The organism is Streptomyces sp. NPDC045955, assembly GCF_056430805.1.
The window spans coordinates 92,976-109,961 of record NZ_JBWKKY010000013.1 but is presented as its reverse complement, the minus strand read 5'-3'; the positions used below and the strand labels follow the sequence as shown (position 1 = coordinate 109,961).

Genomic DNA, 16,986 nt, shown 5'->3' with positions numbered 1-16,986 from the left:
CCGGCCGCCGGTTCGCTCACCGCACCTTCGAATTGTGCTGCGCCCGATGTCCCATCGACTCCCAGAACCTCCGCAGCTCCGTGATGTTCGTGCGGCGCTGCCAGGAGGCCTTGGGGCGGAACGGGGAGCGCGACAGGAGGGTGGACTGGGCGCGGCAGAAGGCCTCGCCGAGTTCCACCCGGTGGCCGTCCAGGTCCTTGGGCGGGTACGGGCACAGTTCGAAGGCGCAGTCGTCGCGGCAGTTGGAGCCCGCCTGGGAGGAGTTCGTGCGGACGGTGGCGCGGCCCGGGTCGAGCGGGGTGCGGTCCTGGGTGAGGCAGGGCGGCAGGTCGGGCCGGGCGGTGTGCTGGAGGCGCCGGATGCGGTCGGTGGGCCAGTCTCCCCGTTCGGCCAGGTTCAGGAGCAGCAGCACATCGCCGAGGAGTTGCTGCGCGGTCGGGTGCAGGGCGCTCCAGCCCGTGGAGGGCGGGATCCACAGGTTGTGCTTGCGCACCTCGCCCCTGGCGGTCTGGGAACCGACGTGTGCGGCGACGCCCGACTCGTCGATCCACAGGAACCGTTCGGGCTGCCCCGTCTCCAGGGCCCAGACGCAGAGTTTCCCGGCCGCGGTCACGAACGGGTGCTCCGGTTCTCCGTCCGGCCGGGCCAGCCACTGACGGACCTGCTGCGCGGGGTCGGACCCGTGACCACGTGACCGGCGTCCCGCGGAGTTGCCGTCGGGCAGGTCCCACAGGGTCAGCGCGTGCAGCAGCGTGAGGCGCGTGAACCAGAACCGGGAGCGCTTGAGCATGTCCCACGCCTGCTCGCTCAGGTACTCCCGGGCCTCGGGCCGGGCGTGCGGATGGCGGTGCCGGCGGTTCGCCGCGTACTTGAAGCCCTGGGCCAGCGCCACCTCCACGTTGAGGTCGAGTCCGGCGGGCCCGTCGAGACCGTCCGCCGGGACGCCGACGCGTCGCACCCAGCTCTCCAGGAACGCGTACGGGGTGTCCTGGTGCCGGTGGGTGGTGACCGAACCGACGAGCAGCGGGATCAGCCAGGCGCACAGGGTGTTGTCCCGCCACTGCCGTTCCTCGGCCTCGCGGTCCTCGCGTTCCCGTCTGCGCTCCAGGCGCCGCTCGTCCGCGCGCTCCTTCAGCTCCCGCTTCATGCGCGCGACCTGGCCCTCGCCCTGCCGGCGCAGTCTGGTCTCCCGCTCCCCCACCAGCTCCGGCTGCTGCCCGCCCCACAGCTTCTCCCGCCAGTCGGGCTCCCGCTCGACCCGCAGGCCCTCGACGAGCTGCGGCCCGCGCAGCCTCGGCTGGAGCGCCGCGAAGGCGAGGTCCCCGCCGGCGCCGATCTCCTGCGCGATGGCCAGCCGGACCGAGTACGAGGGTTCGAGGCGGGCGATCTCGAACATCTCCAGATAGGCGGGCCGCAGGGTCTGCCGCTGTGCGACGCCGCGCATGGCCTCGCCGAACCTCTCCACGAGCAGGGCCTTCGCGGTGCGCAGGGTGTGCGGGTCGCGGGCCCGCAGATCCGGCCAGGACGTGCACAGCCGCATGGCGATGAGGTGCTGCTCCGGCTGGGCGTCGACGCTGTCGATCTCCAGGGCGGCCGCGTACAGCTCCAGGGCCTTGCTGTGCAGGGTGCGGCCGAAGAGGGGCCGTACCCGGTGCTTGTCGTCGTTGTTGCCGGGTCCGGTGTTCCGGACCGTCTGTGCCTGGCAGGCGGCCTCCATCAGCAGGTCCCGGGCGGCGCTCACCGGGCACCACAGTGTCCCTTCGGAGCCCGCCGCGCCCGGCTCCTCGTGGACGCACGCGCCGTCGGGCAGCCGGGAGTGCAGCACCATGGCGATCAGCAGTTCCCGGCCCGGTTCACGCAGGGCCGCAGGGAAGTACGAGCCCTCCTCCGGCTGTGCCGGGACGTCCGGGTGGATCACAGCGCTCAGGAAGCGGGCCCCCAACTGGGCCTGGATCACGCTGTGCTGGAAGCGGACGCGGTCGCCGCCGAGCTCGACCAGATTCATCCCGGCGCCCCAGTGGGCGGCGAGCCTGAGGTCGATGCCGCTGTCGCCGACCCTGCGGGCCAGCTCACGGACGATCTCGGGGAAGCGGGAGCGGGCCGGGTCCTGCTCGTCGACGACATCGGCGAACCGCACCTCGGAGGTGTCGAGGGCGAGTCCCACGCAGGCCAGCGCGGACAGGTAGTGGACGACCGAGCGGCGCTCCTCGGGAGACAGCGGCAGATGCGGCCCGAAGCGGCCGCTGATCAGGGCGCTGATCCAGGTCTCGAAGAGGTGGAACCTCAGCGACGCCCGGTCGCCGCCCCGCGTCTCCACGGCCTCCTCCTCCCCCCGGCCGGCGAGTGCGCGCTCCAGCAGTCCCTGCTCGTGCAGTTCGGCGGCGATCTCCAGGTACGTCGGGGCCTCCGCGACACCGGCCCGCTCGACGATCCAGTCCAGCCGCTGCCGGTCCTCCCCGGTGCCCCCGGACGAGATGTAGGTGAGGGCGGCCTCCTCGCTCAGCGGCTCCAGCTCGGTCAGGGACGCCTCCATGCCGCGCAGCGAGTCGTGCGGCCGGGAGGTGATGATCAGCGGCAGGCCCTCCTCGTTGGCGCGGCGGATGGCCAGCCGGATGATGGTGTCGCGTTCCTCCGTCAGGTCTTCGGTGGTCAGCGCCTCGTCCAGGCCGTCCGCGAGCACTACGATCCGCCCCTGCTGGCACAGGCGCCGCCACACCTTCTCCGCCTCGGCACCGGAGCGGATATTGCCCTGCACCTCCCGGCAGAAGCGCTCGAAGGCCAGCTCCCGGAAGTCGATGTTCTTGTCGGCGGCGCGCAGCCGCAGCGGCACGGGCACCGCCCCGCGCTCCGCGAGCCGCTGCGTCAGCAGCACGACCAGCGCCGTCTTCCCGGTGCCGACGCCTCCGACGACGACGTGCGTACGGCGGAAGCGGCGGTCCCTGAGGTCCTCCATGAGGACGGAGCAGAGCTGGTCGCGGCCCACGACCCGCCCGAAGATGCCGCCCGCGGTCTCCACGAGTGCGTGGGGCTCCAGGCGGGCCTTCCGCAGGTAGGCCCGGCGCACATGACTGAACCGGAAGAACAGGTAGGTGACGGTGGCCAGGGCTAGGGTGAGGAAGGGCATGAAGAGGGACTGGAGGACGGTGCAGCTGAAGCCATCCCCTGTGCACTGTTTGTCCACCCATCTGACGGGCGACTCGAAACTCTTCTCCTGCGGCAGGGTGATGATTGCCGTGACCGCCAGGAACAGCAGAAGCAGCGCCCCGAGGAACGTCAGCACCAGTAGCGCCACGTACCCGCCACTCTTGCGGACCCGCCAGGTCCTGGTCCGGTCGTAGCCCTGCCGCATCAGCCGGCGCCGGTGCAGCGCGCGGCGCACGCCGAGCCCGTCGCGGAGCATCCGCCCGAGCAGTCGCGGCAGTCCTCCTCCTTCGTGGCTCGGGGCAGCAGGACCCTGGGAAGCGCGCGTACCACCGTTCACCCTGTGAGGGTTCCGCGCTCGCGGGTTCCCGGGCGTCCGCGGGCGGCAGGTTCACCCGACGGAAGCTCCGGGGCCCGCCACCCGGCCGTACCCGTCACACCGGGTTCGCGTGGGACACCCCGTGCGCAACTTTCGCCCGCGCCCGACTACTTGACGCCTGAACCGTTTCACTGCTTCCCTCGGAAGGCTGCCTATGGGAGCGCTCCCAGACCACCCCCCACGTGAAAGGGACCCCGTGCAGACCTCCTCCCACACCTCCCTCAGACGCGCCCTGCCCGCTCTCCTGACCGCCGCGCTGCTCGCCTGTCTGCTGTTCCTGGCGGGCGGCTCTCCCGCGCGGGCCGCGGCGGGGGACGGCTCGGTGTCCGATCCCAACATCGCGTACGTCGGACGCTGGGACACCTCCTCCTCGACCGCGGCCGTGCCCCACTGGACCGGCGGCTACCTCCAGACCGGCTTCACCGGCACCACGGTGAAGGTCAGGGCCAGGAACGCGGTCAACTTCTACGCCAGCATCGACGGCGGCCCCGACGTCTTCCACGCCGGTGTGCGCGGCACGGTGAACCTCACCCCCCGGCCGCTCTCCCCCGGCACCCACACCCTGCGCCTGTCCTACCGCTCCGGTGACACCGTCTTCCAGGGTCTGGTCCTGGACTCCGGCGCGCGGACCGTCGCCGCCGGCGCCCCGTCCGGGCTGGTGGAGTTCGTCGGCGACTCCATCACCGCCGGGGCCCTGACCGACCGGCTGGCGCTGGACTCGTACGCCTGGAAGACCGGGGAGCGGCTGGGCATGCGGCACACGCAGATCGCCCGGTCCGGGTACTGCCTGGTGGCCCGGTCGGGGTGCACCGGTCTGAGCGGGCAGTTCTTCAAGACGGCCAGCACGGGCGGCGCGGACTGGGACTTCTCCCGGTACCGGGCCGACGCGGTCGTCATCAACCTCGGCACCAACGACATCGGGCACGGCGTGTCCGGCGCCGACTTCCGGTCGGCGTACACCACGTTCCTGCGGGACGTGCGCGCGAAGTACCCCGCGGCCCACCTCTTCGCGGTGCAGACGCTGAAGAAGCGCTACGTCACCGAGACCAGGGCCGCCGTCAGCGCACGCAACAGCGCCGGTGACGCCCGGGTGCACTACGTCGACACCTCGGGCTGGCTCACCGACGGCGCCGACTACGAGGACGGCAACGGGCATCCGAACGAGGCGGGCCACACCAAGTTCGCCGAGCGCCTGGCCCCGGTCGTCCGCGCCCGGCTCGGCGGCGGCGCCACGGTGAAGGCGGCGGCTCCCGGGCAGCCCGGCGACCCCAACATCAAGTTCGTCGGCCGCTGGGACACCACCAGCTCCGCCACCGCCTACACCCCGTACTGGGCGGGCGCCTACTACCGGGTCGGCTTCACCGGCAGGACGGTCAAGCTGAAGCAGCGGGGCACGATCGATCTGTGGGCGCGGATCGACAACGGGCCGGTGACGTTCTACGACGACGTCAAGGGGACGGTGAACCTGACCCCGTCGGCCCTCTCCTCCGGCAACCACACGCTCCAGGTCAACTACCAGGTGGTGGCCGGATCGTACAAGGGCGACGCCGTCTTCCAGGGGCTCGTCCTGGACAGCGGCGCGACGACCTTCGCCCCGCCGGCCCCGGCCAAGTTGGTCGAGTTCGTCGGCGACTCGATCACCGTGGGCACGACGACCTCGCAGAACGCCCGTACCGCGTACGGCTGGCTGATCGGGGAACGGCTGGGCGTGGAGCACACGCAGATCGCGCAGGGCGGGGCGTGCCTGGTGGCCGCGGCGGACGGCTGTGTGGGCCTCGAGCGGCAGTTCACCAAGCTCAATCCGAACGCCGCGACGCCCGACTGGAACTTCTCGCGCTACCGGGCCGACGCGGTCGTCATCAACCTCGGCACCAACGACGTCGGGCACGGGGTGAGTTCCGCGCAGTTCCAGTCGGCGTACGGCAGTCTGCTGCGCAAGGTCCGTACGGCGTATCCGCAGGCGTGGATCTTCGCGCTGGAGACGTTCCGCGGGCGGTACGTCCCGCAGACCGAGGCCGCGGTGAAGGCCGCCGTCGCCGGCGGTGACACGCGGGTCTCCTTCGTCGACACGACCGGCTGGCTGGGCTCGGGCGATCTCACGGACTCGGTGCATCCCAACGACCGGGGGCACCGGGTCATCGCCGACCGGCTGGCACCGGTCATCGCCGGGAAGATCGGAGGGTAGCGGGAGCGGGGCGGGCCTCACAACGGGCCGGGGCCCGCCCCTCCCTTGAGGCGTTCCAGGTCGGAAGGCCGGACCTGGATGACGATCAGGGCGATCAGCGCGGCGACCGCGGTGAAGATCGCCGCCATGATGAAGGCGGCCGAGACCCCTGCGGTGAGGATCTCGTCGGGCCCGGGTCTCGGCTGCTTCTCGGCCTCGTTGGTGCTGGCCGTGCCGTACATGGTGACCAGGATGGACAGGCCGAGCGAACCGCCGACCTGCTGGGTCGCGTTGAGCAACCCGGAGGCCGCGCCGGTCTCCGGCGTGGCCACGTTGGACAGCGCCATGAGGGTCAGCGACACGAACTCCATGCCCATGCCTAGGCTGAAGACGAGCATCGGGCCGAGGACGCTGCCCGCGTACGTGGAGTGCACGTCGGTCAGAGTGAGCCAGGACAGCCCGGCCGCGGCCAGGATCGCGCCGATCACCATGAACGGCTTGGGGCCGTAGACGGGCAGGAACCGCGAGGCCAGTCCGGCGCCGATGGCGATCACCGCGCTGACCGGCAGGAAGGCCAGTCCGGCTTCGAGGGGGCTGAACCCCAGCACGTTCTGCACGAAGAGCGTGAGGAAGAAGAACATGCCGAAGATCGCGGCGGCCAGGCACAGCATGATGCCGTACGTGCCCGCGCGGTTACGGTCGGCGAACATGTGCAGGGGCGTGATGGGCTGTCTGGAGCGCCGCTCGATCAGGATGAACCCCGTCAGGACGACGACCGCCGCGGCGAACGAGGCGAGGGTGAGGGCGTCGCGCCAGCCCTCCTGCGCGGCCCTGATGAACCCGTAGACGAGCAGCACCATGCCCACGGTGGAGGCGAGCGCGCCGGTGACGTCGAAGCGCCCGGGGTGGCGTTCGGACTCCCTGATCCAGCGCGGGGTGGCGAGCACGATGAGCAGGCCGATGGGCACGTTGACGAACAGCACCCACCGCCAGTTCAGCCACTCCACCAGGATGCCGCCCGCGAGCAGGCCGATCGCTCCGCCGCCCGCCGAGACCGCGGCGAACACGCCGAATGCGCGGTTGCGTTCGGGTCCTTCGCGGAAGGTGGTGCTGATCAGGGAGAGGGCCGTCGGGGAGGCGATGGCGCCGCCGACGCCCTGCAGGGCACGTGCGCCGAGAAGTTGACCGGCGTTCTGGGCGAGCCCGCCGAGCAGGGAGGCGAGGACGAAGAGCAGCACACCGAAGATGAAGACGCGTCGCCGCCCCAGGATGTCGCCCGCCCTGCCGCCGAGCAGCAACAGGCCCCCGAAGGTGAGGGTGTAGGCGTTGACCACCCAGGCCAGGCTCGTGGTGGAGAAGTCCAGCGCGCTCTGGATGTGCGGCAGTGCGATGTTCACGATGGTGATGTCGAGGACCACCATCAGCTGGCACGAGGCGATGACGAAGAGCGCCATCGCGTTTCCGCCACCACCGGATTCCCTGGTGGTGGACGCCTGTGGTGAAGCCGGCTGCGGGCTGCTGCCTGCGGTGTCCACCGTTCGACGGTATGCCCGCGCTTTGGACCTCACCACTCGATCAACGTCGGTGCCGATGACCCGCGCGCCGGTGACGTCAGGTGTGGTCTCCCCCGGTCTGGGTGGTCTGCCCGTCCTCGGAGGCCGTCGCCCTCATCCGGATGTGCTCGGGCGAAGTTGCCTGGTCGGGAGCGGGGCCGGCCCGGCCCGTGTCGTAGTGGTGGCCCGCGGTCTGGGTGACCCGTCCCCTGCCGGTGGCTTTCGCGCGGAGACGGACCGTGCGCCCCGCCGCGGCCGGCTCGCCGGGGCCTGAGCGGCCCACCAGCCCAGCGCGCTGAGGACCGCGGTCGCGCCGAGCGTGGCGAACGCGACCGCCACAGCCCACCGTTCCGCCTCACCGTCCGGAAGCCAGCCGAACGACGGCACCCGCCCCAGCCACAACAGCGCTCCGAACGCCGACACCGTCGCAGCGACGCCGATCACCCACCGCACGTGTAGGTCGTCGCCGGGGCCGACGGCTGGGTGGAACCGGGCAGGTCATCGGGGTCGACCTGCCCGGCCCCCGCGGGCCCTCGCGCCCTGTCCCGCCGATCTCTGACGAGCATCGCGGAGCGGGAAACCGCGCAACAGCACCGTTCGTCACGCGTGCGGCATGAGACCGTCACCCCGGACCGGGAGGAACGGTGATACGCCATGGGTGTTCCGGCCCCGCTCCCCGTCAGCGGCCGCCGCGGATCAGGCCCGTCAGATAGCGCCACAGCGAGGACCGCTGCCGGGCGGTACGGTCCGGCAGGACCTCTTCGGCCACCTCGGGCGCAGGGCCGTCGGCCGACGGCCGTACGGGCGCCGGGGAGAGGTCGTACCGTACCGGCAGCGAGCGCAGGCCGCGCATGAACGGGGAGGAGCGCCAGGGCAGCTGGTCGGCGGGCAGGGCGAGGTCGAGGTGGTCGAACCGCTCGAACAGCCGCCCCACACCGGCCGCCGCGACCGTCGAGGCGAGCTCCCGCGCCGGGCACTGGCGCGGCCCGGCTCCCCAGGACAGGTGCGCCCGGGTGCTGATGGTGGTGCCGGAGGCTACGTGGTCGGCGAAGAGCGGGTCGGCGTGCGCGGCGGCCGAGGAGACCCACACCGGGTCGCCGGCCCGGATCGTGTAGTTGCCGAGCGGGGTGTCCTCGGCGGCGAAGCGCGGGACGAAGTTCACCAGGGGCGGCTTGCGCATGACGGACCGGTTCATGGCCTCCCTGACCATCCCGGCGGACAGGCTGGCGCGCACACTGCCCTCGCCCGAGATGACCTCCACGACGGTGTTGGAGATGAGGATGCCGACGTGGTCGGAGGTCATGCCCAGCAGCATGAACAGCTCGCGGGCCAGCTGGTCGAGCGACAGGTCGGGGTGCGCGGCCAGCAGGTAGGAGGGGAAGTCGTCGCCCGGCTTGTCCAGCTTCGTCGCGGCCAGTTCCGCCAGGGTCGCCAGCAGGCGCTCCAGTGCGGCCTCCGCGTCCGGTCCGGCGTCCAGGACGCGCCACATGTCCATCAGCGCGTCGTCGCCCTGCGAGCCGGGGAAGCCCAGCAGATGGCTGGCCACCATCAGCGGCAGCGGCCGGGAGAACTGCGCGGACAGGTCCGCCACGCCCGTCTTCCCGCCCTGCCCGACCAGGGTGATCAACTCGTCGGCGTAGGCGGTGACGGCGGCCTTGAGGCGCTTGGCCTGGGGGTGGCGCGGGTCCTGGAACGGTTTGAGGGCCACGTCCCAGGCCGTGCGCAGCGGCCGGTAGCCGGGGCCGCCCTGGATCAGGATGTGGTTGACCTCCAGGGACGGGCCGAGCGGCCAGTCGGCCGGCACCCGGCCCTCGGAGCGGGCCCGCCAGTTCTCCAGCCCCTTCGGGAAACCGTCGTTGTCCTGGAGGACCTGGAGCGCCTCGCGGTAGCCGAGGACCAGCCAGGCGGGCACGCCGAGCAGGTCGACCGGCGCCACGGGACCGTGCTGCTGCCTCAGCCGCTCGTACACGAGCGCGGGGCGCGTCTCGTAGTCACGTGTCAGCAGCGGCTCGGGACTCAGCGCCTCCAGCCGCGTGTCGTCCAGGTCCACTGATCCGCCGTCACCCCACTGGGAGTCCATCGTCCTGCCACCCTCCGACACGCCCTGTACCGGCGCACCATCAGGCGGTAGCCGGAAACGGTGGGGACCCTACCCCAGAGGCAACCGGCGGGTAACGACGGGGGGTGGGAATGACTCGGGGTGATCCGGCGGGTGAAACGTGGGTCAGGCAGCGGTGTAACCGAGTTGGCGGCGCATGTAGGGCGTCATGAGGGTCTTCGCCTTGGCCATGACCGTGGTGCGGCTGCCGAGGACCGCGGACTCGCCGCCCGGTACGGGCAGCACGGTCAGTCCGTCGGCCGGGCCGAACGGCACGATGAGCGGAGTGCGCTGGACCGGCCGGTAGAAGCGCGGCTCCTTGCGGTGCTTGCCAGAACTCTGAAGGTAGGCGCGGATGTTGTGGGCGGCGATGTCGGCCTGGGCGAGGGCGGCGGGGGTGATCTTGAGTTCGCTGACGTCGTTCACGTCGCCGACGGCGAACACGTCCAGCCTGCCCTCCACCCGGAGCGTCCGGTCGACTTTGACGTGTCCGTCCCGGTTCAGCCAGTCGCCGTGTCCGGCGAGCCGGAGCCAGAGCGTGTTGGGTGTGGTGCCCGTCGCCCAGAAGGACAGGTCGGCCTCGATGACGGTGCCACGGCCGTCGCGGTAGGTGCCGAAGTCGTTGCCGGGCGACATGAAGGAGTCGAGCCGTACCTCGATGTCATGGGCCTCCAGCCACGCGAGGGCCTTGCGTCCGGGCCGCGCGCTGTCCGTGGAGTCGAGCAGGGCCGGTCCGGAGTGGGCGAGGGTGACGCGGGCGTCCGTCCGGGCGAGGCGGATCTCGGCGCTGAGTTCGACGCCGCCGGGGCCGCCGCCGACGACGAGGACGTGCTCGGCCGTGGCGATGTTGCGCTGGTGTTCGGCGAACGACTTGGCCGCCTCGTCGACGGTGGTGCCCACGAAGCGGGCCGGCTCCGGGTAGTCGGCGCCGGTGGCGATCACGACCACGTCGTAGGGCAGCCGCTCGCCCGTGGCGAGGACGACCTGCCGCTCGGCGGTGTCGATACGGACGGCCTTGCCGGCGACCACGCGGCCGCGCCTCAGCAACCGGTCGTGCGGGATGAAGGGCGTGTGCGTCCACTCGGGGCGCACACCCGCGCGCAGGGAGGCGACGCGGTGGAAGAAGACCTCCTTGCGGTCCACCAGTGTGACCCGGGCCGTCGTATCCAGCCGCCTCGCCAGCCGGACGCCGCCATAGCCGCCGCCGATCACCACTACGTCGCCGTCGTACACGCCCAGTCTCCTGTGCCTGGTGGGGGGTTGCGAGTGCCGCCGCGGAACGGTCCCCGCTCGGATCGACCCCCGGCGGCCACTCGACTGATGGCGAGGTTAGCGTTTGAAACTTAAAGGGTCCCCGAGGTTCCGTGCATGTTCCGTGAAGAGATCGGCACCTGACCGGCCGTCACTTCCCCCAGATCCTCCGGTACGCCTCCCGGTAGCCCGACGGGTCCCAGGTCGTGGCGCCTTCGCTGTTGCCGGCCGTGGCGATGTGAACGGGGGCCGTGTACCCGCTGGCCGGGCGGCCGGAGAAGGCGCGGTTGAACTCGTCGACGATCTGCCAGCCCTGGAGGGACAGCGGTTCGGGCACGGTTGCGGCCTGGTACTGCCGGCTGTTGACGCGCTGGAAGGCGGACGGATCGCCGTCGCCCGCGCCGATGTTGTAGGGCGGCCCCGAGCCCTTCTCGCCGGCCGCGCGGAAGGCGGGGGCGGCGTCGGCGAAGTACAGGTCGTTGATGGCGACGGAGTGGGTCCACCGGTCCTGGAACCGGGAGAGCAGCGAGGAGATCTCCCGCGGGGTGCGGCTGCTCGCGTCCGGGATCGGGATGTTCTCGACGGAGAGCAGCCGCACTCCCCGGCACCTATTGAGCTCCTTCCTGATCAGGTCGGACTTGTTCCTCGCGAAGGGGATCGACGCGTCGGTGATGAGCACGACCCCGGCGCGGCCGTCCGAGTCGGAGATGACCCACTGCGCGCTGATGCGGGCCACGTCCTGGACGCGGGTGGTGACGTTGGTGAAGAGGTCGGGCCGCCGGCTGGGGCCGGGCTCGGGGACCGCGTGCCAGCCGATGAGCGGGATGCGCTGCGCGTTGGCCCGGGCGGCCTGCTGTGCCGTCGAGTCGGGGTCGAAGCCGCCGATGACGATGCCCGAGGGTCTGAGGGCGACGGCCTCGCTCATGGCCGCCTGGATGCCGGCCGGGGTGCCTCCGCCGTCGATCACCCGGACGTCCCATCCGATGACCCGCCCGGCTTCCCGCACCCCCCTCGCGGCGCCCGCGACGCCGGGATTGGTCATCGTCTGGGCGACGTAGACGATGGTCTTGCCGGACACCGCCCCGGGGCCGGTGGTGGGTCCGCCCCAGGGGATGTCGGTCCGCTCGGCCCGGGCGACGGCGGCCCGCGCCCCGGCCTGGACGTCGGGGCAGCCGCTCGGGCCCGTCGCGGTCTCGTCCGCGCCGTCCGAGGAACCGCGCTCGCAGCCGACGAGGGCGGTCGCCGTCGCCAGCAGGGCGCAGCAGACGAGCCGCGCGGTGCGGGCTCCGGGGGCGGCCTTGCGGTTGCGGTGCACGGGGGGCTCCTGTGAGGGGATCGGCGCGGCGGGAGGTGCCGAGGGGTCAGGGGGGCGTGCCTGCCGTGCCGCCCGGCCTCGGGGAGGACGGTGGCGGGGAGGACGGCGAGGAAGGTGGCGGGGTGGAAGACGGTGGCGGGGGCGGCGCGGCGGGTGTGTCGCGGGCCGCGGCGCCGCCGCGCAGCCGGCGGCGGGCGGCGTATCCGGCGAGGCCCACGGCGATGAGCAGGGTGCCGCCGTGGAACAGAGGGACCGTCCAGAAGTCGGCGCCGAGCTGGGCGATGCCGGTGAGGCCGACGGCCAGGACGGCGACGGCGACGACGGTGCCGAGGGCGTTGGGCCGGCCCGGTTTGATCGCCGTGGAGCCGAGCAGGGCGCCGACGAAGGCGGGCAGCAGGTAGTCGAGGCCGACGCTCGGGTTGCCGATCTGCTGCTGGGACGCGAGCAGCACACCGGCGAAGCCGACGATCAGGCCCGAGGCGGCGAAGGCGTAGACGGTGTACGTGCGGGTCGGGATGCCGACGAGGTCGGCCGCGCGCGGGTTCGATCCGACGACGTACAGGTACCGGCCGAGCGGCAGCCGCTCCAGCACCAGCCAGAGGACTCCGGCGAGGGCCAGCACGTAGAAGGCGGGGACCGGGAGGCCGAGGAACGTGGAGTCGTAGAGGTCGGTGAACGCGGGCGGGAGGCCTTGCGGGCCGGGGACGATCCGGCTGCCGTCGGTGATCCATCCGGTCACGGCGTACATCATGCTGCCGGTGCCGAGGGTGGCGATGAAGGAGTCGATCCGGCCGAACTCCACGACGACGCCGTTGAGAACGCCCACGGCCAGGCCTCCGGCGAGCACGGTGAGGCAGGCGAGCGGCCAGGGCCAGCCCGCGTTGACGACGAGCTGCATCACCATGACGTGGGCCAGTCCGAGGCCGTAGCCGATGGAGAGGTCGAACGCGCCGGTCACGATGGGCACCATGGCGGCCAGCGCGAGGACGGCCGGGATCGACTGGTTGGACAGGATCGAGTCGACGGTGTCCAGCGTGGGGAAGGTGTCCGGCAGGGTGAGGGAGAAGACCAGGTAGAGCAGGGCGGTGAGGGCGAGCAGACCGTAGGCGCCGATGCGGTGCCCGCCGGGGGCGCGCCGGCGCCCGGGGCGGGGCGGGGAGGGGGAGGGCGGCTCGGTCATGGGTTCGTCGCGGACGTGAGCGGGGGCATGGCCGAGGCGGCCCGGGTGAGCCCGGTGACGGTGAGGGCGCTACCGCTCAGTTCGGCCGTCACGGACCCGCGGACGAAGACCAGGGTGCGTCCGCACACGCTCGCGACCTCCTCGAAGTCGGTGGACAGGAGCAGCACCGCGAGGCCCGCGGACAGCGCCTCGTCGAGCAGGCGGTGGATCGCGGCCTTGGCACCGATGTCCACGCTCGCGGTCGGCTCCTCGAGGATCAGCAGCCGCAGCTCCGTCCGCAGCCAGCGGCCGATCATGACCTTCTGCTGGTTCCCGCCGGAGAGCGTGGCGATGGGGGCCTCGCTGTCGCGGGGGCGCACGGAGAACCGCTCGATCAGGGCGGCGGCTTCGGCGCGCTCGTTTCGGGGACCGATCCAGCGCGGCGCCGGCCCTCCACCCGCGCGGGGATTGGCCAGGAGGTTCTCCCGTACGGTGAGTTCCGCGAGACAGCCCTCCCGCAGCCGGTCTCCCGGCACGAAGCCGACGCCACGGGCGACGGCCTCCGCGACCGAGCCGGGCTGATAGGGCCGCCCGTGCAGCACGGCCCGCCCCCCGAGAAGGCGCCGGTCCCCGGCGAGGGCGCGCCCCAGATCCGCGTGCCCGGCACCCGAGAGCCCGACCAGCCCCAGCACCTCCCCGGCGGCAAGCCCCAGACTGACCGGCCCGACCCGCCCGGTCCGCACGCCGTCGAGGGTCAGGACGGGAGGTGTGCGGGCCAGGGCACCGGCGGGGCGACCCCCGGTCTGGGACCTGTCCGGACGGCCGGCGAGCGGAGCACCGGCGCGGCCGGCGGCAGCGGGGGTGCCGCCCGGGTGTTCGGCGACCGGAGCACCAGCGGGGCGGGCTGGAGGTTCCGGGGCCGCGCCGACGATGTCGTGGACCAGGCGGGCCGGGGCGTGGTCCGCGAGGCGGCCGTGGCGCACCAGGCGGCCGTCGCGCAGGACGGCGAACGTGTCGGCGACCTGGTACACCTCGTCCAGGCGGTGGCTGACGTAGAGGATCGCGTGGTCGCGGTCGCGCAGGTCGTGCAGGACGCCGAAGAGGCGGGCGCTGTCCGCGGCGGGCAGGCGGGCGGTCGGCTCGTCGAGGACGATGAGCTTCGCGCGGGCCGCGAGGGCCCTGGCGATCGCGACGAGCGAGCGTTCGGCCGGTGCGAGCCCGGAGACCGGCGCGTCGGGGTCGAGGTGCCCGGCGACGATCCGCAGCGCGTCGACACAGCGCTCGCGCGTGCGCCGCCAGGAGATCAGCCCGGCCCGGCGCGCGTACCCATTGGTCAGGGCGATGTTCTCGGCGACCGTCATCCACTCCACGAGGCCGAGGTCCTGGTGGATGAAGGACATGCTCCGGGACGCGTCCGGGCCGCCGAGGGGCATGCCGTCCACGGTGATCTGTCCGGTGTCGGCGGGGTGGACGCCGGCGAGGACCTTGATGAGCGTCGACTTGCCGGCGCCGTTGGGACCGAGGAGAGCGAGCACGCTGCCGGCGTGGACGTCGAGGTCGACCCCGGCCAGCGCGACGGTCCCGCCGAACCGCTTGCCGAGCCCGCGGATACGGACCAAGGGCTCCGGCCCGAAGGGTGAAGCCGCCTTCACCGGCGTGTCAGGAGCGTCGCGCACCCGATCAAATTACAGCATTTCGGGCATCTTTCGGCTGCTGTGAGTCCCACGCGGGTCGGCGGAACGCCTCACGCGGCGTCGAGCCCGCACTCGGCCCAGATGACCTTGCCCTCGGGGAGGTAGCGCGTGCCCCAGCTCTGCGAGAGCTGCGCGACGAGGAACAGGCCGCGTCCGCCCTCGTCGGTGCTGGCCGCCCGGCGCAGATGAGGGGCGGTGTTGCTGACGTCGGAGACCTCGCAGATCAGCGTGCGCCCGTACAGCAGCCGGACCCGAATGGGCCCGGTGCCGTGCCGGACGGCGTTGGTGATCAGCTCGCTGAGGATCAGTTCCGCGGCGAACGCGGTCTCGTCGAGCCCCCAGTCGGACAGGCGGCGCATGGCGGAGGCCCGGACCTCGCCGACGAGCGCCGGGTCGGCGGGCAGGTCCCAGACGGCGATCCGGCCGGGGTCCAGCGCGTGCACGCGGGCGACGAGCAGGGCGATGTCGTCGTGCGGGTGCGCGGGCGCCACGGTGTCCAGGACCGCCTGGCAGGTCTCCTCGGGCGCCCGCTCCGGATGGGCCAGGGCCGCGCGCAACTGCTCCAGCACCACGTCGACGTCACGGTGGCGGTCCTCGATGAGTCCGTCGGTGTAGAGCACCAGCTGACTGCCCTCGGGGACGTCGATCTCGACGGTGTCGAAGGGCAGCCCCCCGAGACCGAGCGGGGGCCCGGCCGGGAGGTCGGGATAGGACACGGTGCCGTCGGGGTGGACGAGTGCGGGCGGCGGGTGACCGGCGCGCGCCATGAGGCACCGCTGCTCGGTCGGGTCGTAGACGGCGTACAGACAGGTCGCACCGATGACGCCGGCGCCCTTGCCGTCGGGGTCCTCCCGGTCCAGGCGGCCCACGAGGTTGTCCAGGTGGGTGAGGACCTCGTCCGGGGAGAAGTCCAGCTCGGCGAAGCTGCGCGCCGCCGTGCGCAGCCGGCCCATGGTGGCCGCGGAGAGCATGCCGTGGCCGACGACGTCGCCGACGAGGAGCCCGACGCGGGTGCCGGAGAGGGGGATGACGTCGTACCAGTCCCCGCCGACGTCGGATTCGGCCGGCAGATAGCGGTGGGCGACCTCGACGGCGTCCTGGTCGGGCAGACCGTGCGGGAGGAGTCTGCGCTGGAGGGCCAGGACCATGGCGCGTTCATGGGTGTAGCGCCGGGCGTTGTCGATGGACAGGGCGGCGCGGGCGGCGAGTTCCTGGGCCAGCGAACGGTCGTCGTCCCCGAAGGCGCTCCCGGCGCGGTAGAAGCTGGCGATGCCCAGGACGACACCGCGGGCGAGCAGGGGCACCGCGATGAGGGAGCGGACGTGGGCGAGCAGGCGCGCGGTGTGCTCGGGGTCCTGGGCGAGCCAGCCCGCGGCGGCCTCCAGGTCCGGTTCCAGCACCGCCTCGCCCGTGGTCAGGCAACGCAGCTGGGGGGCGGTCGGGCCGAAGTCGATGCGCTTGCCGGGCGGTGTGAAGGGCAGGCCGTCGCGGACACCGTGCAGCACCGTGCGGCGCAGGTCGGCGAGGGGGTCGGCGGCCTCCTCGCCGCGCAGGACGGCGTCGGGCAGGTCGATGGTGACGAAGTCGGCCAGGCGCGGGACCGCCGTCTCGGCCAGTTCCTCGGCGGTGCGGCGCACGTCCAGGGTGGTGCCGATGCGGGCGCTGGCCTCGGACAGCAGCTCCAGGCGTCGGCGCGCGGCCAGGGCGTAGGCCCCGACGTGCGGCTCGCCCACCATGACGAGCCCCCGGGCCGGGAACGGCGAGCCGGTGCGGTCGCCCGCGGTGTCCCTGCCGCCGTACAGCGCGTCCGCACCGCCGTCGACCCCGCCCCTGCCGCCGCCCGCGGCATCCGTACCGCCTTCGGCCACACCCCTGCCGCCCTCGGCCCGGCCGCCGTCACCGACCGCCCCGACGCCGTACAGCGCGTCCCCACCGCCGTCGACCCCGCCCCCGCCGCCCGCGACATCCATGCCGCCTTCGACCGCACCCCTGCCGCCGCCCGCGGCATCCGTACCGCCTTCGGCCACACCCCTGCCGCCCTCGGCCCGGCCGCCGTCACCGACCGCCGCACCCCCGACGCCGTACAGCGCATCCCCACCGCCGTCGACCCCGCCCCCGCCGCCCGCGACATCCGTACCGCCTTCGACCGCACCCCTGCCGCCGCCCGCGGCATCCGTACCGCCTTCGGCCACACCCCTGCCGCCCTCGGCCCGGCCGCCGTCACCGACCGCC

At 72.8% G+C, this 16,986-nt stretch carries 10 protein-coding genes and 1 pseudogene; 2 read left to right on the top strand and 9 right to left on the bottom strand.

Features of this window, described 5'->3' with window-relative positions; all coding sequences use genetic code 11:
- Positions 1-16 precede the first annotated feature (16 nt).
- On the bottom strand, positions 17-3,400 hold the full coding sequence (locus AC07F0_RS26435; protein WP_478982413.1) for an NACHT domain-containing protein: 3,384 nt from the start codon (positions 3,398-3,400) through the stop codon (positions 17-19).
- Positions 3,401-3,716: 316 nt separating this feature from the next.
- Here AC07F0_RS26435 and AC07F0_RS26430 point away from each other — a divergent pair, with 316 nt between their 5' ends.
- A complete protein-coding gene (locus AC07F0_RS26430; RefSeq protein WP_478982411.1) occupies positions 3,717-5,705 on the top strand; it encodes a GDSL-type esterase/lipase family protein in 1,989 nt (662 codons plus the stop codon).
- Positions 5,706-5,722: 17 nt separating this feature from the next.
- Here AC07F0_RS26430 and AC07F0_RS26425 read toward each other — a convergent pair whose 3' ends face one another.
- The 8 genes from AC07F0_RS26425 to AC07F0_RS26390 all read right to left on the bottom strand — a co-directional run bounded on the left by AC07F0_RS26425 (position 5,723) and on the right by AC07F0_RS26390 (position 16,487).
- On the bottom strand, positions 5,723-7,138 hold the full coding sequence (locus AC07F0_RS26425; protein WP_478982543.1) for an MFS transporter: 1,416 nt from the start codon (positions 7,136-7,138) through the stop codon (positions 5,723-5,725).
- Positions 7,139-7,295: 157 nt separating this feature from the next.
- Positions 7,296-7,520 carry a hypothetical protein gene (locus tag AC07F0_RS26420; protein ID WP_478982409.1) on the bottom strand — a complete coding sequence of 75 codons (225 nt, stop codon included), beginning with the start codon at positions 7,518-7,520 and terminating at the stop codon, positions 7,296-7,298.
- A 396-nt stretch (positions 7,521-7,916) separates the two neighbouring features.
- On the bottom strand, positions 7,917-9,317 hold the full coding sequence (locus AC07F0_RS26415) for a cytochrome P450 (protein ID WP_478982407.1): 1,401 nt from the start codon (positions 9,315-9,317) through the stop codon (positions 7,917-7,919).
- A gap of 144 nt (positions 9,318-9,461) precedes the next feature.
- Positions 9,462-10,568, bottom strand: a complete 1,107-nt coding sequence (locus AC07F0_RS26410; protein ID WP_478982405.1) for an FAD-dependent oxidoreductase — start codon at positions 10,566-10,568, stop codon at positions 9,462-9,464.
- A 169-nt stretch (positions 10,569-10,737) separates the two neighbouring features.
- A complete protein-coding gene (locus AC07F0_RS26405; protein ID WP_478982403.1) occupies positions 10,738-11,901 on the bottom strand; it encodes a substrate-binding domain-containing protein in 1,164 nt (387 codons plus the stop codon).
- A gap of 46 nt (positions 11,902-11,947) precedes the next feature.
- On the bottom strand, positions 11,948-13,081 hold the full coding sequence (locus tag AC07F0_RS26400; protein ID WP_478982401.1) for an ABC transporter permease: 1,134 nt from the start codon (positions 13,079-13,081) through the stop codon (positions 11,948-11,950).
- Positions 13,078-14,736, bottom strand: coding sequence for a sugar ABC transporter ATP-binding protein (locus AC07F0_RS26395; protein ID WP_478982399.1), 1,659 nt, complete (start codon positions 14,734-14,736; stop codon positions 13,078-13,080). The genes AC07F0_RS26400 and AC07F0_RS26395 overlap by 4 nt, the downstream gene beginning before the upstream one ends.
- 68 nt (positions 14,737-14,804) lie before the next feature.
- Positions 14,805-16,487: an ATP-binding SpoIIE family protein phosphatase gene (locus AC07F0_RS26390; protein WP_478982541.1), complete on the bottom strand. Its 1,683-nt coding sequence runs from the start codon at positions 16,485-16,487 to the stop codon at positions 14,805-14,807.
- Between AC07F0_RS26390 and AC07F0_RS26385 the strand changes: the two are divergent.
- Positions 16,473-16,986, top strand: a pseudogene (locus tag AC07F0_RS26385) (hypothetical protein); the annotation flags it as partial. The gene AC07F0_RS26390 and the pseudogene AC07F0_RS26385 overlap by 15 nt on opposite strands.